Genomic DNA, 26,229 nt, shown 5'->3' on the forward strand with positions numbered 1-26,229 from the left:
GCGCCGGGGCAGGTGACGCACCTGACCGATGCCGCCGCGAGCCGGGCGGGGGTGCTGGCGGCGCTCGATGCGCTGGCTGCCCGTGCCGGTGAAGGTGACACGGTGCTGATCTTTTACGCCGGTCACGGTGAATACGGCGATGATGGCTATTATTTGACCACGCACGATACGCGGATGGTCGTGCGCAAAGTCGCGGTGGGTACGGGGCTCCGCGAGGCCGAGGTGATCGCGAAGCTGCGCGCCATGAAAGCCAAGCGGCTGCTGTTGATCGTCAATGCCTGCCATGCGGGTGAACTGTCGCCGGTGCTGGCCGCTGATGAGGCGCCGTTGACCGGGACGCCGCTGCCGCCACCGGTGGCCGCCGCGCTGCTCGGCACCGGCGAAGGCCGGGTGATCATCAGCGCCTGTCGTGAGCACCAATACTCGTTTATCGGCCCTGGCCCGCTCACCCTCTTTACCCAGGCGCTGGTTGATGGTTTGCGGGGCAAGGGCGTGACGAGCAATCGCGGCTACATCAGCGTCTTTGACCTCTACACGCACCTCTACTTCACGCTCGACGAGGCCGTGCCGCGCACGATTCCGGCGGCCGTGCGGCAGCGCTACGGTGAGCAGCAGGAACCGGAGCTCACCATCCTCAAGGGGGTGGGGCCGTTCCCGGTGGCGCGCTATCGGGGGGCGACGACGCTCGGCGCGTTTGATGGGTCAGGGGCACCACCCGAGGGCACGGCGGTGCGCGCGGTCAACCCGGCCTACAGTCAGGCCATGCTGCGTCAGCACCAGCAGTCCATTGGTGATCAGGCGCACGTCGGCGCGGCGATTGCGGGCGATGTGCATGGCAACGTCACGGTGACGACGCACGACCAGCGCGGGCAGCAGGGTGGCGTCAGTTTTGGCAGTGGCAACACGATCAGCGACGTGAACCTTGGCGACATCGTGGGCCGGGACGTCAACCGCACTGAACAAACTCAGGGCGACCGGATCACCACGGGCGATATCAGCGGCAGTGGCATCGCCATCGGGCGGGGCGCGCAGAGCACCGTGCGCAAGATCAACACCGGCGGCGGCGACTACGCCGAAGGCCCCCTTGACAAGCGCACGGGCACCTTTGTCAGCGGCGATCAATTTACCATGTCCGGTGATTTCAGCGGCGCAATGCTCACCATCAAGTCAACGTTGACCAACGTCGCGCAGCGCATCGGCGCGGCCCCGCACGGCGACGCTGCGACGAAGGCGCACCTTCAGGCACTGATCGAGCAGTTGCGTGCTGCGTTGCAGCAGGTGCCCCCTGCGCACACCGGTGAGGCCGAGGCGGTCGTTGAAACCGCCAAGACCGCCGTCGAACAGGCGACGAAGGCCCAGCCGAACCAGACCCTGGTGCAGATCAGTGCCGAAGGGCTGAAGCAGGCCGCGCAGAACTTGGCGGCGGTGCTGCCGACCGTGCTGCCCCTTGCGACGCAGATCGCCGAGGCCGTGCGGCGGATGAGTGGGGGGTGAGCCTGGTGACGAAGCGATCGTTGGCAGGTTGGGCGTTCCACCGGATGTTGCGTGTCCTGGTGCCGGATCGTGCGAGGGAGCAATGGTAATGTCTGATGAACGAGCCAAGCAGTTGGCGTTTTTGCGCCAGCAACGGGATACCGCCCCGGATGCCGCATCGCGGGCGATGTATGACGGGTTACTCGCCAGTCTGGAAGCGCTCCCAGCGCACGAGGTGCGCACCGAGGGCGGTGATTATGCCGAGGGTTCGCTCGATAAACGGATGGGTACGTTTATCGAGGGCCATCAGTACCAGTTGCATTTCAGTGGGGCCCAGTTTCTGGATGGCTTGGCGCTGCTTGCAGGGAATCCTGCTGACTATGGGGCCGCGCTCCGGCGTTATTTGACCCACCTCTACCGTGAGTATGCCGGGCTGGATCTGCGGGGCATTGACGATCGCCCGCTTGATATGCCGCTCAGCGAACTCTATGTCTCGTTGAACCTGCACGAACCGCCGCCTGCGGACTTAGCGGGGCGCGGGGCGTTGCGCGGCTTTATGGCGAAGGTTGGGCGATTCTTTCAGGTTGGCCAGGGTGAGGCTGACATGGGCGACGTTGCGGGGCGGCCTGAGACCGTCGATTGGACGCAGGCGCTCCGCCATCCGCGCCTGGCAGTGGTGGGGGCGCCGGGCAGTGGCAAAACGACGCTCTTGCACTATACCGCTGTTCGTCTGGCTGAGGTGCTGGCGCGGGATGATGCGCCCCAGTTGGCCGCGCTGGGGCTTGCGGCGACTGGTTCGACGACCCCTCCCGTGCCTCTCTTGCTGCCCCTGCGCGAGTTGGGTAGCTTTCTGCACGAGTGCAACGGCAAAGAGTTGGCGGGGGTGGGGCCACGGCTGCTGATCGAGTGCCTGACGAATTATTATGCGCGTTTTGATTTAGCGTTGCCTGCGGATTTTTTTGCTCGCCTGTGCGAAGCTGGGCGAGCGCTGTTGCTGCTCGATGGGCTTGATGAAGTTGCCAGTACCGCTGACCGTGCGCTGGTCAGTAGCATTGTGCGTACCTTTGTCGGGCGGTATCAGCGCTGTCGGTATGTGATCACGTCGCGGGTGGCCGCCTACCAGGGCGATGCGCAATTGGGGGCCGGGTTTCGCATTTGTACGGTCGCTGATCTGGATGCAACGCAACAGCAGCGCTTCATTGGCAACTGGAGCCGTAGTCTGCATCGGTTGCTCTATCAGGTAGATGGGCCGGAACTAGCGCGTCGGGCCGGGCGGTACGCCGACGAACTCTGGCAGGCGCTCGAGCTCAATGAACGGGTCGCCGGGTTGGCGAGCAATCCGCTGCTGCTGACCGTGGTGGCGGTCATTTTCTACAACAACTATGTGTTGCCCGAAGACCGGGCGGCGCTCTATGAAGAGTGTGTCGAGGTCTTGCTGCGAGGTGGGCGGGGCAAGGCTGACCGCCCCGGTCAGCAGCGGCGCGAGTATGCGGGACGTCCCGAATTGACGATGGGCCTGGATCCCAAGCGTGAGATCCTGGCGGCTGTGGCGTATCGCATGCACCAGCGGGGTGAAGCCGGACTCTTCATCGAGCGTGACGAACTGGTGCGCGAAGTTGCCGGCGTGTTGCATGGGCGCTATACGACGCCGGCGGAACTGGCCAAGAGTTTCGTGGACGAGTTGCCGGTGCATATCGGCTTGCTCGATGAGCGCGAGCCTGACCGCTACCGTTTCAGCCATCTCTCGTTCCAGGAATTTCTGGCGGCACGGCACATTGCCGAGGCCCCCGACGAACGCTGGGGGGAGCTCCTTGACCGGTACCAGGATACCTGGTGGCGCGAGGTGATCTTGCTGTGCGCGGGGCATCTGAGTCAGGAGCGTTGCTGGCGCTTCCTGAGCCTCCTCTGTGCGCGTGGTGACACCCCCGCTGAGCGGGTCAGTGCGTTGGCGCTTGCCAGCGATGCGTTGACCGAGTTAGAGCGGTTCAAAGGTCAGGGTTCCCTGCCTACCACGATCCAGGCTGATGCACACCACATCCTGGAACGTCAACCCGCCACGGCGGTGCCAGCGCGGGCCCGCGTGCAATGCGGGCGAATTCTGGCCCGCCTGGGCGACCCCCGCCCCGGTGTTTGCACGCTGCCACCCGCGATGGTGGAACTGCCTGGGGGCACCCTGGTGCTGGGCAGCACCCCGCAACAGGCTGAGGCAGCCGGGCAAGCCTGGGAGCAGTACTGGCTGCAACGAGGAGACAAAGAGATCGCAAAGGATGTTCGTCATTGGACTGAGATGGAGATCAACGATCAGCCTGTGACGCTTCCCCCCTTCGCCATCGGGCGCTACCTGGTGACGAATGCGCAATATGCCGAGTTTATTGCCACGGGTGGGTATGATCCAGCGGGCCGCTGGTGGGATGCGGCTGGGCGGGCGTGGCTGGTGCGCGATGATGCTGCCACGGCGGGGTTGGAACGTTGGCAGCGGCGGCAGCGCAAGGATCAGCCAGAATGGTGGGATGATGAAACGTTTGGGCACAGGCGTGGGAACTCCCCGGTGGTGGGGGTCAATTGGCATGAGGCTATGGCCTTTGGTCGTTGGTTGGTCATGTACCTCAATGATGGCTTCGTCTATCGCCTGCCGAGCGAGGCGGAGTGGGAGTATGCGGCGCGGGGGCCGACGCGACGGAACTATCCGTGGGGGCCGGCTGAGCCTGAGGGCGAGCGGGCAAACTTTGATGAGATCTATGGTGGCACAACCGCCGTGGGCTGTTTCCCGTCCGGGGCGACGCCGGACGGGGTGCTGGATCTGGCGGGCAATGTGTGGGAATGGACGCGGAGTGCGTATCGTCCGTATCCCTATGATCCTGACGATGGACGGGAAATGACAGCAGAGACAGCCCAGAAAAGCCTTATACTCCGTGGCGGATCATGGGATATAGACTCGTTCTACCTACGTTCTACCTACCGCTTTCGTGCCCAGCCAGACTTCCAGTTTAAGAATGTAGGTCTTCGCATCATTCGACACCTCAAATACTGCCTAAAAATATACGAGCAGTGAAGCCGAGCTTCGAGATAGTGGAAGTTGAATTACCTTATGTCGCTTCGTACTCATCCTAACCTTTTCGCGTTGCTGCGCGATCTGTTGTTGCGCCCACTCAGCCTGGTGAGGGCGATGAGCGAGGGTCGGGTGCGCTTGCGCTGGGTGTGGTTGGTGGGCGGGTATGTTGTTGGGGCAACCGTTGGACTGCTGGCCCTGCTCGGGGTCTGGATGCCCGTTGGCTGGCGTGCCTTCGTGATTGGGATAAGTTTGACCCTGGTTCTGGTATGGATCGGCGCGGCTTCGTTTTTGTTTGGGCCAGGGGCAAACCTGTCGCTGCGTGCCTTGATGACATTTAGTTTTGTCCGTTCCACGGTTGCGCTGGCCCCGATGATGTTGGTGGGTTTTACCTTGCTGTTTAGCCCAGCACTTCTTTTTTTGCAGCAGGACTGGCGCGTGATCATTGGCTTTGTGCTGCTGCTTGGTGTCTGGGGCGGCGGTATTGCGACGGTGATGCTGGTGCTGGCAGAGCGACGCGATGAGCCGCCGTTGTTGCGGTGGGTCGCCATTGCGGGGGCCTGGTTGATTGCCGGGTTGCTCTGGGTCTTCCGGCCTGTAGATCCATTGAATAGTATCCTTTGGATGTGGGCACTCGTTGGGTTTGGGTTGGGGCTGTTGCGGCCCTTGAGCTATCTGTGGCAGGCGGCGTTGAGCGTGGCGTTGGTGTTGCTCGCATGGTTCTGGGTTCCGGCGCGACGCCTGTTACCCTGGCATCCGGTCTTTGTTGATGAACTGGCGCTGATGCCGTTGCCTGGACTGGGTTGGTTGCTGCGACGGGCTTGCCGTGACGAGATGGACTGTGCTGGCCCCTGGTTGCTTCGGGTGGCCCAGCATCCAGCCCAGAAGCAGGTTGCCCAACGGGCCCTCGATGGTCTGATCCGTGAGGGCAATGGTCATATCGTCTTATTCTGGCTCAGCACCGATCCGCAAGGCATTGCCTGGTTGCAAGAACTCAGCGAGGCGACGCGGTCGTGCCATCGGCTCGTTGCGCTTTATGCGCACCTGGCTGCGGTGACGGATCTTGCGGCCTGGCCAGCGGTGATCTATGCCCATCAGGATGTGCTGACCGCAATGGCCCCCTCGCATGGTGGGGTTGCGGTGCAAGCGCTGTTGGAGGCGGGAACCAGTACGCTGGCGGCTGATCGCTGGTCAACTGCGATGGCAGCGCTCGGTCGAGCGACGGCACCGGAGGGAGTGGAGACTGACCCGCTTTGGGAGGCGCTAACAACCTTACGCGTCTGGACGGATCATCAGGTGCCCGTGCTACTAACGGATCGAGCACAAGCTTTAGTGGCACTCTGGGAGACGCTGGACCAGCTTGATGGGTGGCCGGTCACGTTGCTTGAGGCCATGGCCGAGCATTTACTCTATTTGTTGTCGATTGAGTATCAGCGTGGAGACTAATTAGCCTTATCTCTACAGGCTAGCATATCTCCGTCGTTGGTATGCGTTATACCATTTCCCGTTGAGCAGGGCGCATGGTCATCTTGAGCGAAGCCAAAGGTGAAGCAAAGGATCTGCCCTACTGAAAGGAAGAAACTTCGCTTAGTATGACGCGGATGCGAACACCTCAAAGGTAATTGGTATTAGGGTTTACGTTATGGCAAAGCCAAAAAAGAGCGCTGTTCTTAAGCTACATATTCGATCAGACGCAGTTCTTGATCAATACCAAGTCGATGTCGTTTTTCAAGGGTTATCATGTGTACGATCGCTAAGAAATTACTTCAACAGGTTCTCACACTCGATCCCTAAAAATGGACTCCGTCTGCTATTACTGAAGATTGTGCCCTCCAAGACAGCTGAACGTCTCTTTAAGCAACTGCAATTGCATGGCGACCCCAGTGAAATAAAATCTTTACGCAAGGAGTATGATCAGAAGGTAAAAGCCAATTTCTTCATTGAAGCAGTTCGTATGGCGACCCCAGATGTCATGGCAGTGCAAGATTTGTTGCTGCTGGGGCGGCGGGTGAGCCAGGTTTTGCCCAAAGCTGTACATCAGGATATCTTCGCTGCATGGCAATGTGCTCAGAGTCAGGGACACCAATTGAACATCTTATTCGAGACAACACCTGAAACGATTGGGCTACTGGCCGTACCGTGGGAATTGATGGTCTTGCCATTGGTCGACCAATGTAGCGATGCTTTTCTCTTGCGTGATGCACGGGTCAATCTCGTACGTCAAGTGCGCGGGTGGGGATCAGAGAAGATACCACAACTACAATTACCCCTTGGAGTTCAAGTCTTTGCGGCGATGCCGGAAACGGGACAAACTCTGGAGAGCATAGCAATAAGGCAAGCGTTTGAACAGGTTCTCGCCTCAGATCGGGCCGAAGATTGGTTGTATGAAGGCCCCAATACACTTGGCGTGCTCCAGGAGCGTCTGCTTACCAGGGCTCCACAGATCCTCTACCTGTTCTGTCATGGCGAAGAGAGTATTACAAGTAGAGGACACCGGCATGATCTAATCTTTACGCATCAAGATGGCTTCATTCAACGGGTAAGTGCCTTTGAACTTGCCCCAGTGCTGTCGCTGCTACCCGATCTGCAGGTTGTGGTGCTCATGGCCTGTCATTCAGGCACGATCCCCAGTGCCATTCGCCCAGAATTTTATAATGAACGGGTAGAAGGCGAGCGGCGTACGGTTGAGAACATTGCGCTGGCATTGATTCGCCAAGGCATCCCATCTGTGGTTACAATGCAGGGGAGAATTACGCAAGCAGCAGTTGAAACCTTTATCCAGGTGTTCCACGCTGAACTGGCACGGGGCAACGGTCTGGGCAAAGCAATCACGGCGAGTCGCATTGCGATGTACAACGTCTCGGGGGCAATTGACTGGAGCCTGCCAATGGTCTATCAAGGGAGCAGCTTGCCACTAGAACTAGAAGTCGCAACCTGGTATACACACCTGGCGGATCACGTGGAAGCCTGGATGCGTGAGCCGGTAGCGGTTCGCACCCTGCGCGGGATGCTCATCGCCTGGGGCTTTCTGCTCTTGAGTATCGGGCTGATCCGGCTCTTGATCAATCCAGCAAATATCCGCCTTGATCACGACGCCTTGCACGCCCCCCTGACTGCCTGGTTCGGGGTTGGTCTGCTCGGCCCAGGGATCATTGCCCTCGCTCAACGGAGCGTCCGCACACGCCCTGATCTCGCACCGAACATTCGTCACGCTGCCTTGTACGCGCAATGGGTCGGTGCATACCTTGGCTATGCTCTCGGCAGTCTGCTAGGCCTCTTCTTCTGGTCCTCGCTCTGGAGTCTTGACGTCTTCACGTTTTTGCCAACCGCCCTGGCCCACGGGCTCTTCATGGCCGTCATCCTGGTATCCCTGGGCTTCAGCTATATATCCTCACGTGTGCAATGGCGTTCGGCATTAGTCAATACAAAGAGCAGATTTAACATTTATAAAGATGGAATTTGATCAATTTTTAATCTTTTAATTGATAATAAATAACATATTTTATCTCAAGTTTAAGCTGTTGCACCTCGCTAAAAGTTTACAGGAGTTCATACTACGAGTTCCCCTATACATCCGCTGGGAACGATGGCTTCCCCTGCGCGACTGTTCGTAGCACAGGATCGGCAGGAGAAGAGTAATCCTCGAAAAGTCGCATATGGGTATGAAGGAAGACAAACCCGTACGGAAATGGGAAAAGAGGCTACTGAACGACAAACGAAGAGCGGCAACATCATGAGAAAATCGGCCTGCTGATCGCTGGTTTAGCGAAGCTGAGTGCGTAGATCCCGTGGCCTTTGAAAAAAGCTGACGGTTATTCACGAGGACAAGATGTGACAACGATCTTTGGCGGAATATCACCCACATTGTCACCAAAGGAACACCAGGCGTTGCGAGAACACCAACTTGAGCTTCAATGCTCTGAGTTGTGCTTGCATCAAGCCATGTCTGAAGCACCACAGATACGCGGGCCAGGTGTTATTCGCCAGAAAGCGGATGGCGAACTTGAGCTAACCCTGTATGTGACGGATGGGCTTGACCCCGATATGCTGTGGCATCGATTAGCTCAAAGAGATGAACTCAAACCAGGTTTGATCATCCCCAGTGATCAATTCTACGAACTGACTGCTTTCGATATCCAAGGTCGCCAGTGGACGGCAACCCGAATAGAACCTACGTTCATTGGAGGAACAGGATGCATGTGTCGTGCGCGGCTTGCGGAAATACAGTCCCGTTATCAGTCTGAGAAGCTTCTTGTGCGGCAACCTTCCATATCTTTTGTGTTTGCAGAACGGGTCAGCTTACCCTTTAATCAGTCCACGACAATTACCCGAACTGTTGGTAAGAATACAAGTCAACACCATGCGCTTGATGTATTCAACTTTTCAAACGACGATTACGAGTTCCAGCTATCTCACGAAGAAGCGCAACTAATTGTCAAGGTGACAGCCAAGAATGGAGGATTCCCTGTCCAGTTTGCGAGAAGGGTTGTTGAAGCCCTCCAGTTCATCACGGCTCGCCCACTGACCTGGACACTCTGTACAAATTGGAAAAACGATACCATTAGCACAAGCATCCGTGGACTCCGCCCGACAACCACTTCTTCGCGCCTCCAACCTCCTCTTAACTTCAGTGATGCTACGAGCGAGGCCGTTAGCGATCTCTTCCTCTGTTACCTGGATCATGTATGTCGCGATACCACTGATCACCTGCACCCCATCTCGGCCCAGGTACGGGCGATCTGTCACGCGAGCCTTGGGGCGGTAGAGACGGAGGCCCTGGTGATCTGTACGGCTATCGAGAGCCTTGTGCCGCTGATGGCTCAGGGAACATTCCAGTTGAGTGAGGACGATGCGCTCTGGGTCAAGCAAGCTCAGGCATACTTCGATAATTGGGGCGGTTCTGAAGAGTTGACCGGGCGAGTGAAGGGCCTCCTAGCGAATCTGCACCAGCCCAGTACAGCTATGCGGCTAAGGAAGCTAATTGATGACCACGTGATCACACGTCAAAGCCTACAGGCGTGGAATAGATTAAGGCCAAGGCTAGCCCACGGTGTGACAAAACGTTCTGGGTCGCTGCAAGATCTTTTGGATGACACACAGACCGTCCTCACGCTTTTCTATCGGTTGGTTTTCTTCATGATCGGCTATCGCGGAGTATACACCGATTACACGACGCGCGATTGGCCACTTATCCAGTTTGAGTTTCCATCAGATGGATCTGGTACCACAGGGGCACCTGTATCAGAGGAGTAAGTTGAGCGCAACGACTCCCGCCTTCGCTCGCAGCTAGACCAACGCTGGGCGAGATTTTGGCCTGGTAGGTTGAGGAACCTGCTCGACGCAGTTGAAGCGGTTGCGTACGTGCTCGGCCTCAAGCAACGCGACGAGGGCAAAGAGCGCCACGAGCATCGAGCAACGATGCACAAGCAAAGCTTCACGTCGCACATCCCTGCGTTGATGCGCTGAGATGCCAGGAGTAAACCGCAAACTGCTGAACTGCGCAGGCATAGGTACGAGCATGTCGTCCCTTCGGTTCCACAGACCAGGTGCTTTGGGTAGCTCTTTGAGCACGATATGTCGAGCACCGAGTTCAAGATCAGCGAGCCTCGTTTGCGAGCCGAAGCAATGAATGCGCTTGATACGCTGCGTCGCTTTGAGTAGAAGCACGATGTTCTGGGCAAGCTCGACGAGTATCTGTTGGGCAAGCTGCGTACCGCACCAAGGCAAGCCATGGCTTCCCCTTGTCCGCAGCACGACACGCACCTGCGCAGCCAGGCGCAGCCAGGGGCGGCCCTGTACCGTTAAACACCTACAGTGGAACTATCGTTGCGCAATGTTGCGTTGCATAGCCAGATTCCGCGCATGGCGGAGGCTACTCTCCGCATGATGCTGATTGAGAAACAGCTCCTCGGGAGCTGGACGGAAGCCGCTGACTGCTGGTGCGCCGCAGTATCAGCGACCCGACGGAGGTGATGGCGTATGTGACCTACACCCATGCCACGACGACCGTGCCGCAGCTGATGCAGGTTGCCGGGAAGCGCTGGACGGTGGAAGAGAGCATCGAAACGGACAAAGGCAAGGTCGGGCTGCATCACTCCGAAGTACGCTCGTGGACGGGCTGGGATCGGCATACGACGCCGGCGATGTGGGCACAAGCCTTTCTCGCGGTGGTGCAGGCGGAACGAGGGGTACCGAAGGTTTCAAAGGTTCACTACGTATTGGTATGCAACGACTACATAGAGGATGATCGGACAATCTTCGAATTACCGCATCACAGACGACCGGGGAGAGTTTCGCCGCATGTAAGAGCCGTCGTTTTAGTCCGTCCTGAAACCTCAACCTGAGCTTTATCCGATCACCATCCTAGCGTTGAAATAGTTTCGGTACATTTCCGGGCCGATAGGTGATGACATATCTACTACAGCATGTATATACATATCATCGTCATCACTACCTCGGCCTTCCTCTTCATTTTCATTCCACTCAATACCTTGTGCAGTCAAGCGGCTACGCAAGTCACGACGCGTTTCGACACGGTGTACGTTTATTGGCAACCACATGGATTGAATGGTTGGACTGACACTCGATGAAGTTATCCATCCGCGTAATTCAATCGCCCAAGCCTGCCTCGGACCAGTCACAACTTCAAGCCAATAGTCGCTGTTTAGAGAATCATTGCCTAGGGGAAACAGTAGAATTTGATCTTTTATAAACGTGATAAGATGATCTGTTGTGCGAAGAAAATACCATGTCACATCCACCAACTCGTGGCATCGGTTTGATGTTGGTGGAGGTATATCCTCATGCTCAAGCGCATTTCGTACGCTTATGAGCGTATTGAGCATTGTAGGACGCACTATCTCGAAGTAAGCAAGCTGTTCAAGTAATCTTTTGGGTTTGTTCTGTACTGGAATAGTTGAAAAATCATAAATCGAGTTCAATGCTTTCAGTCGATGGCTGATAGCACGTTTTAGATTTGCAACCGAGTCTACTAAGGAAAAGTCACTTTGCGGATGACGGAGGAGAGCTTCGGCGTGTGCCCATATTTCGTAAGCACGTCGCATCACCATCTCGTCCCCGTACTCACCTCCATTCGAGGCAGATGTCCACGCAAGGACTCTATTGGAAAGCCACATTCTTCGATCCTTTAAACTCGGTCATTCTACGTACCGTTCGCTTATTGCTACCAGCAGTTTTGACAAACGCTCAACCAGACGGAAATAACAGAGTGCATCCAGGTCAACCAGCGTCAACGATCAGACAATGTAGATAGCACACTCAATTCCTTACACCGGCAATCCGTACTGCATTGCCACATCCTCCAGTGAGTCCAGCACCAGGTCAATGAGCCCGGAGTTGGAGTCGCCTAGATCAAAGACCGATCCAGCGGCGTCTGGTGCGAGGCGTGTTGTGTAAAGGCTTTTTTGCTGCTAATTTTCAGTTATAATAGTGAAAGTGAATTAACCCTTGCTAGTTTAGACTTGACAACGGTGGTATAATAGAACGTAAGTTCTTTCTCTACAGGAAGGGAGAGGTGATGTCTGATAAGTCTTCAATTGAATGGACTGATGCAACTTGGAATCCAGTAACAGGCTGTACAGAGGTCTCTCCTGGTTGTGATCACTGTTATGCTCGAACTTTTGCCGAACGTTTTCGGGGAGTTCCAGGGCATCCTTATGAACAAGGTTTTGATTTACGATTGTGGCCACAACGATTAGAACTGCCTCTTTCTTGGAAAAAACCACGGCGTATCTTTGTTAACTCTATGTCAGATCTGTTTCATAAAGATATCTCCGATGAATACATAGAACAAGTGTTTGATGTCATGCAACGCGCTGATCATCATGTGTTTCAGGTACTGACCAAAAGGAGTGCTCGTCTAGCAAAAATAGCGCATAAGCTACCTTGGGCTCCTCATATTTGGATGGGCGTTTCTGTCGAAACGCTACAGTACGCTTGGAGAGTTGATCACTTACGGGATGTACCTACACAAGTACGGTTCATAAGTGCTGAACCTTTATTGGGATCCCTAAATGGGCTAAACTTAGCCGGCATCCATTGGTTGATTGCTGGCGGTGAGAGCGGCGCAGGTTTTCGCCCATGCGATCCTAATTGGGTACACGAACTTCAAGCTATGTGTCAAATTCAAGATGTATCATTTTTCTTTAAACAATGGGGCGGTCGGATACCCAAAGCCTATGGGCGAGAATTGGATGGGCGAACGTGGGATGAATACCCAATCGTTGAAGCAAATGTTCTCGGATAATATTGGGTGATTTAGAGAGTAGTTGGATAATAAACAGATTTGGCGCATCCCAATGCGCTGAAAGCTCTCACCACTATGCTTGGCTTAATGATATCCCGTTGGGTGGCGTCCTGAAGCTACAAAACGCGATTTTATCCAACCACCCTCTTACTCATTTGCAAGAAATAGCTCGCAACTTTCGTTTAGTCTTTTAGTCTTGCGGGGAGTTGGGCAGATCAATTCCCCACTATCAACAAGTTGTTGCACTACTAACAGAAAATCTGATTTTTGATATTTCATGAAATACCTATGAACTATGTTAATCCACAATGTTTTTCTAGTAATTCCTGGCTGAATCTTGACATTCTCAACAATAGCTTCTTTTAAGCCTTTTTTTGACAGCGAATCTTTCCAGTCAATATTTTCAAATAGAGTACCTTCATACGCATCTTCATGAATCCTCTTGAAATAGGCTTTTAGCATTGCATCATGCATCAGTAACATCGCGTCTGGGTGTCGTGATGCAAAAACAAAAAAGTACTTGACTCTATCATTCTCGCCTTCTCGTACTGGACAGAACCCTGTATATGGCAGGTATGCTGCTAAGTTATCACAGTAAGCGCTAATTAACTGAGATTCTCGATCTTCAGTTGTGAGATCAGAAGAAAACATAATTGGCTTCCAATAATCGCCTCCAAAGATCCGTGACATTGCCTGATGAAATTTTTGAATTTTTGGATGATCTCCTTTTCCAGATTCTACTGCATTGCGTGCTGCCAATCGATGAGCGATAGGCATATGCATCATGACAACAATTTCAGTGCTATGCACTTTGCTTCTCTTTAAAAATGGTTCCAATAGACTGAACGGGCTACCTGTTGGCCCAAATGGATCTAGATAAAGAAAAACTGTTTGATTACCCAGTAAATTTGGTAGTAAAGGAAGAATTTCTGTTGTATCTCCTAAAATTGGCGTAGCAGCACCGAGCCAACCTCCTTTTCGAAGAACGCTTTCTAACTTATCGTGATATTTCTTCTTTTTGTTGATAAAGAATGCCTTATATTTTCCTGCTGCAAATTTTTCAGCTGCTTTGCATATAATCAATGGTGAGCCATCTAAGCCATCATCAAATACTCCTGGACCTGCAAACCCGTCTACAAGAATTATTGACTGTCCTAATCTGTTCACCTTCGCCATATAAGGGGATAGATAGGATCTAAGAACTTCGTCCTTAATAATAGACCAGGGACGTTTCCCCTCGAAGAACTCATCCTCTTGCTCCGTCATGATTGCCTCCTAGATTCTAGGCTAGACTAACTATTTCACCGTTCGCGGGGCTGGTGTGGTTGCTGTGCCTGGCCTTGCGTGTGCTGGCGCTGCCCAAAAGCGCCTGCGAGCCGCGCTCCAGGAACTCTGGCCCTGTTGGGCCTCCCATCCGACCTCGACGCCCGCCTGGGGCAGACCTCTCGGAACTTGATGCTCCAAATGTGCGAATGATGATTTGCAATGAATTGGATCTAGGATACCACGAAGATGGAACCGATCCATTACCAAGCATCAACTGGCTGTGACAACCCAGCAAGAAAGCTCGCCCAAAAGCCGATCCGCGCAGCACCCGCATGGTGATGCTCAGGAAAGGCTGACTCGTCTTGATGCAACGATGCAACGGTGCAAAGGCTCACCCACGGCAAGGCGCAGCAGCGCTGGGGACGACGGGGTGATCAACGGAGGCGAGGGGCTGCTGCACCCTTACTTGACTCGCGGCGACGCAGCAACTACCATGGGCGCACGAAGCAATACCGTGCGGAGTGCAACGAACGCAATGTCTGGCGACGAAACATCCCCTGGTGATTCCACCGACCCGCTCAAAGTCGGTGAGTTAATTTCCATAGCCGAGGCAGCGGACTACGCTGGTCTGGCGCGGCATTCATTGTTGACCTATGCCCGGCATGGTCGCCTCCGCGCCAAGAAGCTTGGGTCGCAATGGGTGACAACTCATGCGGCGGTTGATGCGTATCTGGCCTCACGTGATACCAAAAGTATCCCCAAGAAATATCGTCCACCCTCTTGACCGTATCCACTTTCTTGGATAATATAGAGCTATGAAATGACGCAACCGCCAGGTGCTGGTAACACCTGACGGCTGCTAACCTCACCACCTGGTCGAAGCAGGCGGTGCGGCTGGGCTGCATGGTACCACACTGTGCGGCGTCCTCCAGCAGCACCCCGTTGCCGCGTTGCCCCGCAACGTAGCAGGCGTTGAGGTGCTGTGTTCGTTCCAGGGGCTTGTCATTTCTCTCCTGGCTCGCGCCGGAGGTCGCCGTGTTCTCTGCGGTTTGTCCCCGTGGCGCTCGTGCGCGGCCTCCGGCGAGGAGGTCGCCGGGCGTCCGTGTGCTGCGCTGCCCCAGGGCGGGTGCGCTGCGGCCAGCAGCGGCATCCTTGGGCCAGGGTCGCGCCCTGGTACCCCCACGCTGGCGGCGGCCTGCCGCCACCGCCCTGGTGCCCCTCACCCGTCGCGGAGGTTCGCCCACCTCCCTGCGGTCGCTCGCTCGTTCCGCCCATCCTGTCGCTGCTCAGCCCTACCCTGGGCACGCCCGGCCTGACCCCCTGGCGGGGCGCTCGCCGCCCGCCCAGGGGGGCATTGCCTTGCCCCACGCCTGGTCGCTCGCTCGTTCCGCCCATCCTGTCGGTGGTCAGCCCCGCCCTGGGCACGCCCGACCTGGCCACCCGCCTGCCCAGGGGGGCGTTGCCTTGCCCCACGCCTGGTCGCTCGCTCGTTCCGCCCATCCTGTCGCTGGTCAGGCCCATCCTGGGCACGCCCGGCCTGACCACCCTCCTGCCCAGGGGGGCGTTGCCCGATCATACCCTTGGTCGCTCGCTCGTTCCGCCCATCCTGCCGCTGGTCAGCCCATGCCTGGGCACGCCCGGCCTGACCACCCTCCTGCCCAGGGGGGCGTTGCCATACCTCACGCCTGGTCGCTCGCTCGTTCCGCCCATCCTGTCGCTGCTCAGCCCATGCCTGGGCACGCCCGGCCTGACCACCCTCCTGCCCAGGGGGGCGTTGCCCGATCATACCCTTGGAGGCGCTCCTATGCACCTTGATCCCGCCGCCCGTCTGCGTCGCGCCCCGACCGCGACGCGCATCCTTGACCTCGCCGCCTGGGTGGGCCTGCTCGCCGGGCTGCTCTGGTGGATGCATTTCTTCTGGCTCATGATCACCCCCGTCATGCTCACCGAGCTTGTGCTCACCGCGGCCTTTGCGCTGGCCTACGCCGTGGTCTTGCCCATGCTGATCAGCATGCTCTTTCCTGGCACGCCCGCAGGCATGTTGCTCGCCGAAACCCGCTGGCGCACCTTCGGCCACGCGATTGCGCTGGGGGCCGCCGTCTTCATGGTCTATCACGGCTTCGTGGCGGTCTGGGCCTGGTGGCAAACCCGGCCCGTGACTGTCGCGGCGGGCCAAGACCTGCCGCTGGCAATTGGCACGCTCATTGTCTTTGTCGTCGTACCCGCCTTATCCTGGGTGCAAATGGCCCCCGACCAATGGGTCGCGGAGATCGTCCAGGCCCAGCAAGTCAAGCGCTTACGCGCCGCGCAGCAGGCTAATCTGATGGCCGCCCGCATCCAGTACGCCCGCGCCATGCACCTGCTCAAGCGGGGCCTGGCCAATACCACCGCCGCCGAACGCGCCGAATTAGCCGGAACCTTGATCGCGATGCAACGCGCCGAGAACGAGGCGATCAGCCAGGTCGCCGCCCAGATGCGCTTGCTGACCGGCATTGACACCGGCACGCCGCTGCTCGACGACGACCACCTGCTCGACCAGTACGACCGCCTGACGTACGCGATGGAACAGCTCGTCACCCCGGTCAACGCGGCCTACGCGGAACCCAGCGACGCCGCAGCGGACGCGGGGCGTTCACCGCCTGCCGCGCCGCTGACCACGCCCCTGACCGCCCCGAGCGAACCAGCCGAACTAGCCGAAGGAGCGGCCCGCCGCGAACCGCCCCGGCCCGCGTCCAGCCCACCCGCGTCCAGCCCGGCTCCCTCCACCGCGACCGCGCTCGCCGTCGCCCAACGCGAACTCAGCGGCGCATGGTCACGCGCCCAACTCGAAACCGTCTTGTCCGTGCAGAAAACCAAGGCCACCGCCTTGATCCGCACCTGGCGCAGCGAAGGCCACCTGATCGAACTCAGCGACCCCGCCTTCCACTACGCCTGGGCCACCCCCGAAAGGAGCGTCTAACATGGGCTATGTTCCCCCCCGCGGGGCCGATGGCCGCATCATCGTCGGCCCCTTGTTTGGCGACGGCGACCCGCCGCCGCCAGCGGACGCCGCTGCCCCCACCAGTGACCCGCCGCCGAGCGCCCACGCCCCGCCCGCCGCACGAGCGCCCGCGCCCGCGCCCGCCCGCCATACCGACGCGCCCACGCCCTTCGGCATGCTTCGCCCTGGCGCAACGACCGCCCCGGCTGGCCCGCGCCGCCATGCCCGGCTCGTCCTGGCCGTCGCCCTGGCCTGCCTCCTGCTCGGCGGCGGCCTCTGGGCGACCTGGCCGCGCCCGGAACCCGTGGCACTGCCCAGCGCCACGAACCCGGCCCCGCCGCCCGCCGCGACCACGGCCCGCCACGTCCTGCCCCGCGCCGTCGTCGCCTTCGCCGCCCCCGAGGGTGTCGTCGTGGGCGCGTTGGAACCCGGCCGCCCCTACACCACCCTCGCCACCCAGGACGGCTGGCTGCGCATCGCCGCTGACGGCTCCGGCACCGTCTGGATTCGGGCCTGGGAACTCACCGGCAGCGGGCCACCGACCGCCACGCCGACCGCGACCGCGCTGCCGACCGCGACGCCGCGCCCGCCCCCACCGCCGCCAGCGGCCCCCATTGCCCCAGCGCTCACCTGCGTGCCGGTCATCGACGGCAACTTCGGCGGCACGCTCGGCCACGCCTGCGGAGCCACCAGCGCCGAACGCCAGCAGCGTGCGCTGGAATTGCTTCAGGCGGCGGATCAGGCGAGAAGCGGGGAGTGAGTTTGTGGCCGCCAAAGAACGGTCGTGCCGTCGCTCCTCGCGCGCAATGCGGGCGAGGGGCAGGCATGGCACGGTGTCGGGGCACGGCGGTGCCGTGCCCCACACCGCATCATGACGCCGATGATCATGCCCCGTACGGGCACGGCGACGCCGTGCCCCCGCCGCCGTGCGCACCCCATGGCCGTAAGGCCGAAGCACGCGCCTGTGCAGAGGTGGGGTGGCGGCACGGGGGCGGGGCGCGTGCTTCGGCCCTACGATGCTGCCATGCCCCGCGCCGCGCCGCCGCTGCGCCCCGCGCTACCCCTGCCCCGCCGTGCCCGTACGGGCACGGCGGCGCCGTGCCCCAACAAAAAAATCGCGGATGTGGCGGGGGCAAACCCTTGACACTTTGCTCGCCCCAGAAGGAAACAGCAACGCAGCATACAGAATTCAGAACACAGAATTCAGGACATCCGTGCGAACAAGGGGGGCCGCCACCACCCGAAAACCCAGGTAGATGAACGTGCCGACGGGACGGACCCAGCCCCGCGCCCCGCAGCGAACATTTGTTCTTTCATCACGCCACGACCCACCCCGCCACGGCACATCCCAATTATCAGCTGTAAAGTCTTTCCCCTCCTGGGCAGCCTCGCCTGGATAGGCCTTGTACCTGCTACTGGCCCACTCCCAGACGTTGCCCACCATATCCAACGCCCCGCACGCCGCCGCCCCTGCCGGACAACACCCCACGGGAGCCGGACGATCCAGGCCACTCTCTCGATAGATCGCCAATTCCGGCGTCAGTGATGCTTTGCCCCACGGATACGGACGCCGCTGGCCCTGCGCGTCATACGCCGCCGCCACTTCCCACTCCGCCTCGGTCGGTAAACGCAGTGTCCAGCCTGCCGGCAGCATGTCAGCCAGGCGTTCGGTGAGCCACGCACAGAAGGCCGTCGCCTCATACCAACTGACCCCGATCACTGGCTGATTGGGCCCATTGAACCGAGCATCTTCCCAGAACCACGGCTGCTGGCGCTGCTGCTGCTGCTTCCACTGCCAGCCCTCCGGCGTCCACCAGTGTTGCGCCGCATCGCCGTAGCCCTCAGCGACAAACGCGGCGTACTGCGCCACCGTGATCGGATAACGGGCGATCCAGAACGCGGGGAGGGTCAATGTGACAACAGATTCACCCTCGTCCCAGCCGCCGATCTGATACCTTCCCGCTGGGACAAAACACCAGTACCCCTGTGGTTGCCCAAACGTCGTGCTGCGCTGGGCCAGTTCCGCCTGCCATGCCGCCAGCGTCACTGGGATACGCGGATCACCAAGCAGACCCAGGGCCGTGCCTGCAGCATGCCGCCGCTGCCAACCAATGGTCGCATCAGCAAGCTGGCGCAGCGCTTCGGTCTGCACCTCTTCACGCAGCCCGGGTTCAATCACCCCTCCATCGGCCAGCAACAGTTGGGCCGCCTGCAACGGTTGCGAGGCAAAGCTCTGGATCAACGCCCGAGCGACAGTGACATCATCGTCGAGGCCCGCCAGCAGCAGCAGCGTCTCTTCCCACCCGGTGCGTCCGCCAGGGCGGGCATATTGCCGGAGCAGCACCCATTGCGCCCCGCCGCCCACCACGGGCAGGTTCCCCCAGCGCGTCGCGGCGTGCAGCTTGGTGCGCAGCGCAACAGCGGCGAAATACTCCTGCACCAACTGATGGCTAAAGCGCACCTGCCCCCCGTCGCCCAGGATCTCGAGCAAGTCGGCGGCCTGGGCCTGGCGCAGCAGGTGGGCATGATCGCTTCTGACCTTCGCAATCCGGAGTTGCTCTGCCGCCCACGCCACCGATACGCTGGTGCCGCGTCCGGCGGTGGCCGTGATCGCATACGCCAACTGCGCTAAGCCGCGCTCTTGCATCTCTGCTGCCAGCCACCCTTCGGGGTGACGCTGCGCTTCCCATGCCCACCGTGAGGCCACGAAGCGTTGCAGCAATTGCCCCCGATTGCGCGGCAGGGTTCCCGCGCCCTGATAGACCTCGCAGAGCATCGTGAGCAGCAAGGGGGTACGCGCCAGGCTCGCCAGGGTCGCATGCGCTGGCTCGTCCAGCGCGGTCAGCAAGGCCGCGCCCTGGTCAGCCCCCAGCACGCCCACGATCACCTGGCGCATCGTCGCGGCATCAAGTCCCTCGATTCGCACCGGTTGCACGGGGTACGGATCGTCACGACGCTCTTCCAGCAAGCGGGCATGATCATCGGCGCGGCAGGTCGTCACACTTGTCGTTGACCGCCCGCCCATGCGCCCCGGATACGACCGCCGAAAGTCGTCCAACGCCTGGGCGCTGGCGAGAAAGCGACTGCGTGGCACCTCGTTGAGCCCATCCCAGAGCAGCACCAAGCGACCGTCCGCCAGCAACCCATCAAGCAAGCCCACCAGGTCGCGATGGGCGTCCAGCGGAAAGCGCTGCCCCGCTCCGTCGACCCAGGCGGCACCCGCAAGGTCGGCGGCCAGCAGGTCGCGCAGGGTCTGCGTGGATTGCAACCCTCCAAGGCGAACAAAGACTGGCACCGGGGTGGCCTCGTCACCCGTCAACCCGGCTTCGGCGAGATCGAGGGCCAGCCGCCAGAGCGCGGTTGTCTTGCCGCCCCCAGGCGGGCCGAGCAGCAGCATGTGACCGTAGCGCTCCAGCCCCTCACGCAGATCGGTGAACGTGTGTGGCGTCAGCGCAGCCGGGGCCTCGTCCGGGGCATCGGCGGCCGCGTGCGCCTGCCGCCAGGCACGGAAAAAGAGTTCCTCGCGCTCATAATACGAACCCATCCCGGGGGTGACAGCAACCGGCTGGGCGACCAGGGGCAAGGTCGCATAGCGGCGCCGCCAGACCGCGTAGCGCAGCGCGATCTCGCTGCGATAGGCCTGGAGCAACGCCGCCTGCATGGTGGGATCAATGGGCTGGGGGGAGCCGGTATAAATGACCAACGGAAAGATCTGGATGGTGACCTTGTCCCCGGTGATCACATCGCCGATCCGCACCTGCGCGATCTGATTGAACGCACCCAGATTGATCCCACCGGCTTGCTGGGACTGATCAATCGAGGCTGGGGGAGGGCGTTCCGGCTCGCGCATACGTCTCCATCAGCAATGCGCTTGGCACTGGCTTCCAGGCCAGTATAGCATAGCGAGCAGCGCATGGCACCCCAGGGTGAGCAGCGCCAAGCGGTGATGGAGGCGTTGGGCGACGCTGCGAGCAGGGGTCAGGGGTCTTCCTGGGCCACGCCGCGATGAAGCCAGGCAGGGCGGCGGTCACTGCTCCGACCAGGCAGCAAGCGACGCTTCCAGCCGATGCACCGTATCGGTAGCACCGAGCTGACGGTAGATCTCGAGGGCTGCGCTCACGTGTTCACGGGCGGCAGGGATGTCACCGCGATCCAGGGCTAGTCGACTCATGACGCGATGGGCAAGCGCCTGACCCTCCTGATCGTGGCGCTCAACCGCCTGGGCCAGGGCCTGCTGGTAGGCGTCCTCAGCGAATGCCGTCATGTTGAGCTCCTGGTAGATCGCGCCGCGCTGACGGAGGAAGACCGGCTTGTCGGGGCCTTGGGCCAGCAGCGCCAGTACGTCCGCGTGGAGTTGCTGCTGAGCGTAGAGGGTCGTGAGCAAGAGGGTCTGCCCGGGCTGGTCGAGGTCAAGCTCGACGATCTGCTGGGTAGCGGCACGAATGGGTGCCGCCGCCCGATCGCTCAGCAGACGCACGCGGCTGCTACGGAAGGACTGCACCTGCTGTGAACTGCGCGGGAGATCGTTGGTGACCGCCACGACAAACTGGTAGGAGACGCCAGGAACCAGCGCTGCCTCCTCGTCCGGATAGGCCATGCTGGTCACCGCACCGACATCGCGCTCCCAGACCACCGTGGCCTCACGCAGCAACGTTGCGCCACGCAGCAGCGTGATGCGGTAGCCCTCGGCAGCGTGCGCAGGCGTCCAGCGCAGCAGGGGGCGGTCATTGAGCACGTAACCGCGCACGGGGGTTATCATGCGCGGGATCGCGTCGCCATGGGGGTCTGCGCTGGACACCGGCTCGAGGCCGTGAAAGAAGAGGATTGGGGCCTGCTCCCCACAAGGAATGGCACCGTGATGGTCGTGGAGTACGATACGTTGCAGGTCGCCGCAGACAATCGTGGCGCTCCCGGACACCCGCAACTCGTCACCTGCATGCAGCATGGTGCCGAAGTGCGCCAGGGCGTAGTTTTGCCAACCACTGCGCTTCACCTCGGCCTGACCGTCCAGGTCAACCAGGACATGCAACGGCGTATCTCGCGGCGCTGCCGTACAGCCACTCACGACGAGGAGCAAACTGAGCAAAAAGAGCCAACGCATGATGCCCTCCTGTGCGCTACCTGCTCAGACACCTGGACGAGGAGCTCGGCAGCAACGAGATAATTGCCGTGGTCAGGAAACAGCGTTACCCGTGACTGTGGGCTGCATCTGCAGCAGCAGGTGGCCCTTGCACCAGCATACGCGCCCGATGGAACAATTTCAGTTTCCAGCAGGTCATGGGGAGTCCCCTCGTCGGACGTTCACCACGCTTGTCACGGTTACGGGCCCGACAAGGCGGTGCAACTCTTCGGCTCAGTGAGCCAGGGAACGTCCGCGCTCGCGTACGGATGAGCAGGCCTGAAGCCTGCCCCGGCAGCCACCAACAGGGCCGCAGTACCGTCGGAGGCCACGGCACGTCACCTTATACGCCACCAGCAGTTGCTTCCAACTGCGGACTGAACCAGCCTTTCTTACGAAGGATATGTCGTGCCAGCAAAATTTGATGCGCTGAGAAACGGTGCTTTCGTCTATTCCAGGCATAGGTCGCGTTGATAACGGCATCCTCAGTCTGCGCACCCTCACGGCTCATCACCCAATGCACGGTGGCGAGGAGTTCCATCCCAAATGGCGTTTCAAAGCCCTCAACCAGATCGGCAACCCGCTCAAAGCGAGCATGTGCTTCTGCATCTTCTTGCAGCAATGGCGTTGCGTGTTCAACGACACCTGGAAGCAGTTCAAGCGGTTTGCCCGGTTGGTCACCACCATCTGCATACCCGGTGACCAGGTGACCTTCTACTGCTTTCAGCACATGACGCAAATTCTCGGCGTATGGGCCGTATGGCCCTTTCTGATACTTCAGCTTGAGTGGTTGTCCGGCTTCCTGCATAAAGTACAGGAGCTTATGAACTTCGAGCAGCGTGACCCATGGATCCATCAACCCACGAAGATAGCGATGGATCAGCAACACCAGGGCAGCCCGCGCCGGAGTCATCGTAGGTACGTTGGGAGCCTGCATTTGAACCGATAACGCCTGAGGTGATGACGGCTCATAGATTTTCACATGCACATCAGTGAGCGGGGCAAGGGCCGCTTCGATGCGCGGACGCACCAGCTGCCAATCCAGCCCTCCTAAACCACTGCCAAGGGGAGGAATGGCGATCGAGCGAATGTTACGCCGACGGATCTCATCAACCAGCGCTGTCAGGCCCGCATCGATATCCTCGAGCCGACTTTTGCCACGCCAATCTCGCTTGGTTGGAAAATTAATGATGTACGTTGGGCCAAGCAGTACGTTGGGCTCAAAGACCAGCATACGGCCCGGTTGCACGTCGCCGCGCTTACAAGCTGCAACATAGGCGTGGTAGTTGTCTTCGTAGGCATGCTTGAACTGAAGCGCAATCCCGCGACCCATGACGCCAACACAGTTGACCGTATTGACCAACGCCTCAACATCGGCTTGCAGGAGGTCGCCAGTGAGATATTCGATCATGGGATTCCTCCTTCTAGTAATACCAGGCGCTTTTATGTGCAACCGGCGGTTGATGTTCGGCGGTTTGTAGGATCTGAACGACCTGTTGGGCCATTCCCAGTGTGTGGACACCGATGCGCTCAACCAGATGCCATGGGAAGAAGCTATGCACAAGAAATTCTGCCTGTTTGCCTTCTTTTGTATCTGGATCGTTCCATTGGCGTGCAGCAACTGCCAGCCAATTCACCTGATCCAATTGATCGAGCCGTGAGCGAAACTCCGTATAGTACGCGCCAGCATTTGAAAGTGAGAAGGCCCAGCGCGTAGCCTGTGAGTCAGCCCAGGCAACCGTTGCAGCGACATCAGCTTGAAGATGTATAATCGGTTCTTGCCCACCTCGATAACTCAAATCCGGATGATTGCGCTGCGCAATAATGTACAGCATGATCGAGCGCGGGCAAAAATAAAAGGGCACATAGTCACCGACATGATCACCGGTATGGCAAGCCACTGGGAGAGCCAACCGGCGCTGTTTAATACCACTCATCCCAATCGTCGTACCAGCGCCACCCCTTCGTTGCATCTCCGCATCACACCAGAGTCCGCCATCGGCGAGCACTGAGGCTAACCGATCAACGTGGAGAATGTGATACATTTTGGGTTGAGCCGGTACCCTATACATAGGTATTCTACCAAAGAACGAAGGACAGTTCCACTATGATGGTGCGCTTCAAGGTGCGATCAGAGGGGCTACCACCACCCGGAATCCATCGGCGTAGAGACCGCCCTTATAGTCAAAAGGATCAGTGATCCGCACCCAGCATTGAACATAGATTTTTGTGTTGCGGTAACTACCCCCTCGAAGCGTACGGGCATCCTCCTCTGTAAAGGCTGTTGCCGCTCCCGAATAGGTCTGCCACTCACTCGCCGTCCACTCCCAGACATTGCCGGTCATATCTACGGCTCCACAGGGTGCGGCCCCTGCTGGGTAACAGCCCACGGGTACGCTCCCACCCCAGCCACGTGTTTCCTGCTCCTCCTGCTCCTCTGTTATCGCTGCGTGGTCGTCGCGCCACTCATCGCCCCAGGGGTAGCACCGCATATCTCCGCCACGGGCGGATGCTTCCCACTCCTGCTCGGTGGGGAGGCGGACGGTCGCACTGATCTGCGTACTCAGCCAGGTACAGAAGTCGTTGCACCAGGGCCATAACAGACCCACCACCGGCTGATTGGCGCGGTTCAGTTCGTCATGATCGGCCCCGTAGGGTCGGCGCTCGCCCCACGCCTGCCACTGCGCGTTCGTGATCGGGTAGCGGGCGATCCAGAATAACTGCTCCAGCGTCACCTGATGCAGCGGTTGTTCTTCGTCGTCTGCATCCGGGTCATCGTCGCTACTGCCAATCCAGTAGGTGCCCGGCTCAACCTTGCAGAAGTAGCCCGTCAGGTCACCCGCCTGGATGCGTGCCAGTTCCCGCTGCCACTCCTCCACCGTCACGGGCACGCGCGGATCGCCCAGATCGCCCAGCAGGAACCCCGCCCGCACCCGCTCGGCCACCGGCAGGGGTTGGTCACGGTCGGCCAGCAAGGTCACCAACCCGTCACGCAGACCAGCCTGTAACCCAGCGACATCCACTTGCTGCTCAGCCAGATACGTCCAGTCGCGATCAACGCCTAATTCCGCCGCCAGCATGAGATCCCGGTACCAGCGTGCAAGGGGTTTTGCCACACCCTGCTCGCGGCGGTCAACGAGTACCCGCAGCACCTTCTCGACGAGAAACGGGTTCGTCGCCTGCACCACCCCCACCCCCAGGAAGAGTGGCTCACGCCAGCGGTCATCCCCCCGCCGGGCGAGCACCTGCGCCACCGGATCACGACTGAGCAGCATGTGCCGCCCGGCGCAGTGTTCTTGCAAGGTCAGGTGCGCAAAGACATAGCTCGTCGGCCCGTCCGGGGTCAATAACCCGCTCCGGTGTTCCATATAGTCGAGACAGCGCCCGGCGGCCCCCCAGGGTTCCGGGAGCTTCGCCGCCTCAAAGAACTCGATCAAGGCATCACGTATTTGGCTCTTGCCCAGCCGCCCGCGTCCATCCTCCGACGACCCCGCCGCGTGTGCCTCGTAGGAGAGCCGGTCGAGCAGCGGGCGCAAGCGGGCCGTTGTCCAATCCGGACGCCCCAGCGCATCGGCCAGGTTCTGCCCGTCCCGCACTTTGTCCCACTCGCCCAGCAGCAATTCCAGGATCTGCTCGTAGAGCGTCGGGCGATCACGCGGCAGCGTCCCCCGCCGAAACAGCAGCAAGGCCATCAAGGTCACGAGCAACGGCGAGGCCGCCATCGCCCGCAGGCGTGGACTCCCAACAATCGTCGCGATCAAATCCTCGCTCAACCCCTTTGCCTGGGCCTGGGCCAAATGCCCATGGGCGACCAGTTCGCCATACCACGCTGGAACAAACGCCCGTACCTGGCCCAGCGTCAACGGGGCCAGGGTCGTCACCGGCCAGCCGAGGACGGCCTGCAACTCCTCGGTGAACGCCCGCGTGCGGCAGGTCACCACCATGCGCACCTGTGGATAGCGGGTCGCAAACGCCTGCACCGCCTGCAGCGTCGTCGCCTGATCAACGATAATTAGAATTGCCGGTGGTGATCTTTAGAATTGCCGATCCCATCTGCCTCCGCGATGACCTACCAT

The 26,229-nt window shown here is 59.5% G+C and carries 19 protein-coding genes; 9 read left to right on the forward strand and 10 right to left on the reverse strand.

The window, feature by feature from the left end; all coding sequences use genetic code 11:
- From A9Q02_RS19980 to A9Q02_RS20000, 5 genes are all read left to right on the forward strand, one after another.
- Positions 1–1,494 (forward strand): caspase family protein (locus A9Q02_RS19980; protein WP_097654838.1); only part of this gene is annotated, 1,494 nt, incomplete at its 5' end.
- A gap of 88 nt (positions 1,495–1,582) precedes the next feature.
- A complete protein-coding gene (locus tag A9Q02_RS19985; RefSeq protein WP_172451209.1) occupies positions 1,583–4,525 on the forward strand; it encodes an NACHT domain-containing protein in 2,943 nt (980 codons plus the stop codon).
- A 36-nt stretch (positions 4,526–4,561) separates the two neighbouring features.
- The gene (locus tag A9Q02_RS19990) at positions 4,562–5,968 is read left to right on the forward strand and encodes a hypothetical protein (protein ID WP_097654840.1); all 1,407 of its coding nucleotides are present in this window, start codon (positions 4,562–4,564) and stop codon (positions 5,966–5,968) included.
- Positions 5,969–6,476: 508 nt separating this feature from the next.
- A complete protein-coding gene (locus A9Q02_RS19995) occupies positions 6,477–7,985 on the forward strand; it encodes a CHAT domain-containing protein (protein WP_172451211.1) in 1,509 nt (502 codons plus the stop codon).
- Between the two features lie 368 nt (positions 7,986–8,353).
- Positions 8,354–9,775: a hypothetical protein gene (locus tag A9Q02_RS20000; RefSeq protein ID WP_141509083.1), complete on the forward strand. Its 1,422-nt coding sequence runs from the start codon at positions 8,354–8,356 to the stop codon at positions 9,773–9,775.
- 33 nt (positions 9,776–9,808) lie between these two features.
- Here A9Q02_RS20000 and A9Q02_RS24450 read toward each other — a convergent pair whose 3' ends face one another.
- Entirely contained in the window at positions 9,809–9,967 is a 159-nt protein-coding gene (locus tag A9Q02_RS24450; protein ID WP_172451213.1) for a hypothetical protein, read from the reverse strand.
- A gap of 527 nt (positions 9,968–10,494) precedes the next feature.
- On the opposite strand from A9Q02_RS24450, the gene A9Q02_RS20010 reads away from it, so the two are divergent.
- Positions 10,495–10,866 (forward strand): hypothetical protein, encoded by a 372-nt coding sequence (locus A9Q02_RS20010; protein ID WP_097654844.1) that lies wholly within the window; start codon positions 10,495–10,497, stop codon positions 10,864–10,866.
- A gap of 3 nt (positions 10,867–10,869) precedes the next feature.
- On the opposite strand, the gene A9Q02_RS23925 is transcribed toward A9Q02_RS20010, so the two are convergent.
- Positions 10,870–11,586: a hypothetical protein gene (locus tag A9Q02_RS23925; RefSeq protein WP_141509085.1), complete on the reverse strand. Its 717-nt coding sequence runs from the start codon at positions 11,584–11,586 to the stop codon at positions 10,870–10,872.
- Positions 11,587–12,059: 473 nt separating this feature from the next.
- On the opposite strand from A9Q02_RS23925, the gene A9Q02_RS20015 reads away from it, so the two are divergent.
- Positions 12,060–12,788: a DUF5131 family protein gene (locus tag A9Q02_RS20015; protein ID WP_097654845.1), complete on the forward strand. Its 729-nt coding sequence runs from the start codon at positions 12,060–12,062 to the stop codon at positions 12,786–12,788.
- Between the two features lie 147 nt (positions 12,789–12,935).
- Here the strand turns inward: A9Q02_RS20015 and tcmP are convergent, their stop codons facing one another.
- Positions 12,936–14,054, reverse strand: a complete 1,119-nt coding sequence (gene tcmP, locus A9Q02_RS20020; RefSeq protein ID WP_097654846.1) for a three-Cys-motif partner protein TcmP — start codon at positions 14,052–14,054, stop codon at positions 12,936–12,938.
- A 535-nt stretch (positions 14,055–14,589) separates the two neighbouring features.
- Between tcmP and A9Q02_RS24455 the strand changes: the two genes are divergently transcribed.
- Entirely contained in the window at positions 14,590–14,838 is a 249-nt protein-coding gene (locus A9Q02_RS24455) for a helix-turn-helix domain-containing protein (protein WP_172451215.1), read from the forward strand.
- A gap of 435 nt (positions 14,839–15,273) precedes the next feature.
- Here the strand turns inward: A9Q02_RS24455 and A9Q02_RS20030 are convergent, their stop codons facing one another.
- The gene (locus A9Q02_RS20030) at positions 15,274–15,840 is read right to left on the reverse strand and encodes a hypothetical protein (protein ID WP_097654848.1); all 567 of its coding nucleotides are present in this window, start codon (positions 15,838–15,840) and stop codon (positions 15,274–15,276) included.
- Positions 15,841–15,858: 18 nt separating this feature from the next.
- On the opposite strand from A9Q02_RS20030, the gene A9Q02_RS20035 reads away from it, so the two are divergent.
- Positions 15,859–17,013, forward strand: coding sequence for a hypothetical protein (locus A9Q02_RS20035; protein ID WP_097654849.1), 1,155 nt, complete (start codon positions 15,859–15,861; stop codon positions 17,011–17,013).
- Here the strand turns inward: A9Q02_RS20035 and A9Q02_RS23930 are convergent.
- From A9Q02_RS23930 to A9Q02_RS20065, 6 genes are all read right to left on the reverse strand, one after another.
- The gene (locus tag A9Q02_RS23930; protein WP_141509087.1) at positions 16,961–17,992 is read right to left on the reverse strand and encodes a hypothetical protein; all 1,032 of its coding nucleotides are present in this window, start codon (positions 17,990–17,992) and stop codon (positions 16,961–16,963) included. The two genes, A9Q02_RS20035 and A9Q02_RS23930, sit on opposite strands and share 53 nt — an antisense overlap.
- Before the next feature lie 231 nt (positions 17,993–18,223).
- On the reverse strand, positions 18,224–20,884 hold the full coding sequence (locus A9Q02_RS20045) for an SUMF1/EgtB/PvdO family nonheme iron enzyme (RefSeq protein WP_097654851.1): 2,661 nt from the start codon (positions 20,882–20,884) through the stop codon (positions 18,224–18,226).
- 177 nt (positions 20,885–21,061) lie between these two features.
- Positions 21,062–22,135: a tetratricopeptide repeat protein gene (locus A9Q02_RS20050; protein WP_097654852.1), complete on the reverse strand. Its 1,074-nt coding sequence runs from the start codon at positions 22,133–22,135 to the stop codon at positions 21,062–21,064.
- Between the two features lie 361 nt (positions 22,136–22,496).
- Positions 22,497–23,564, reverse strand: coding sequence for a type II toxin-antitoxin system antitoxin DNA ADP-ribosyl glycohydrolase DarG (gene darG / locus A9Q02_RS20055; protein WP_097654853.1), 1,068 nt, complete (start codon positions 23,562–23,564; stop codon positions 22,497–22,499).
- Positions 23,565–23,577: 13 nt separating this feature from the next.
- Positions 23,578–24,225, reverse strand: a complete 648-nt coding sequence (darT, locus tag A9Q02_RS20060) for a type II toxin-antitoxin system toxin DNA ADP-ribosyl transferase DarT (RefSeq protein WP_097654854.1) — start codon at positions 24,223–24,225, stop codon at positions 23,578–23,580.
- Between the two features lie 48 nt (positions 24,226–24,273).
- Positions 24,274–26,133: an SUMF1/EgtB/PvdO family nonheme iron enzyme gene (locus A9Q02_RS20065; RefSeq protein ID WP_097654855.1), complete on the reverse strand. Its 1,860-nt coding sequence runs from the start codon at positions 26,131–26,133 to the stop codon at positions 24,274–24,276.
- Positions 26,134–26,229 lie beyond the last annotated feature (96 nt).

The sequence above is a fragment of the Candidatus Chloroploca asiatica genome (assembly GCF_002532075.1).
Taxonomy (GTDB): Bacteria; Chloroflexota; Chloroflexia; order Chloroflexales; family Chloroflexaceae; genus Chloroploca; species Chloroploca asiatica.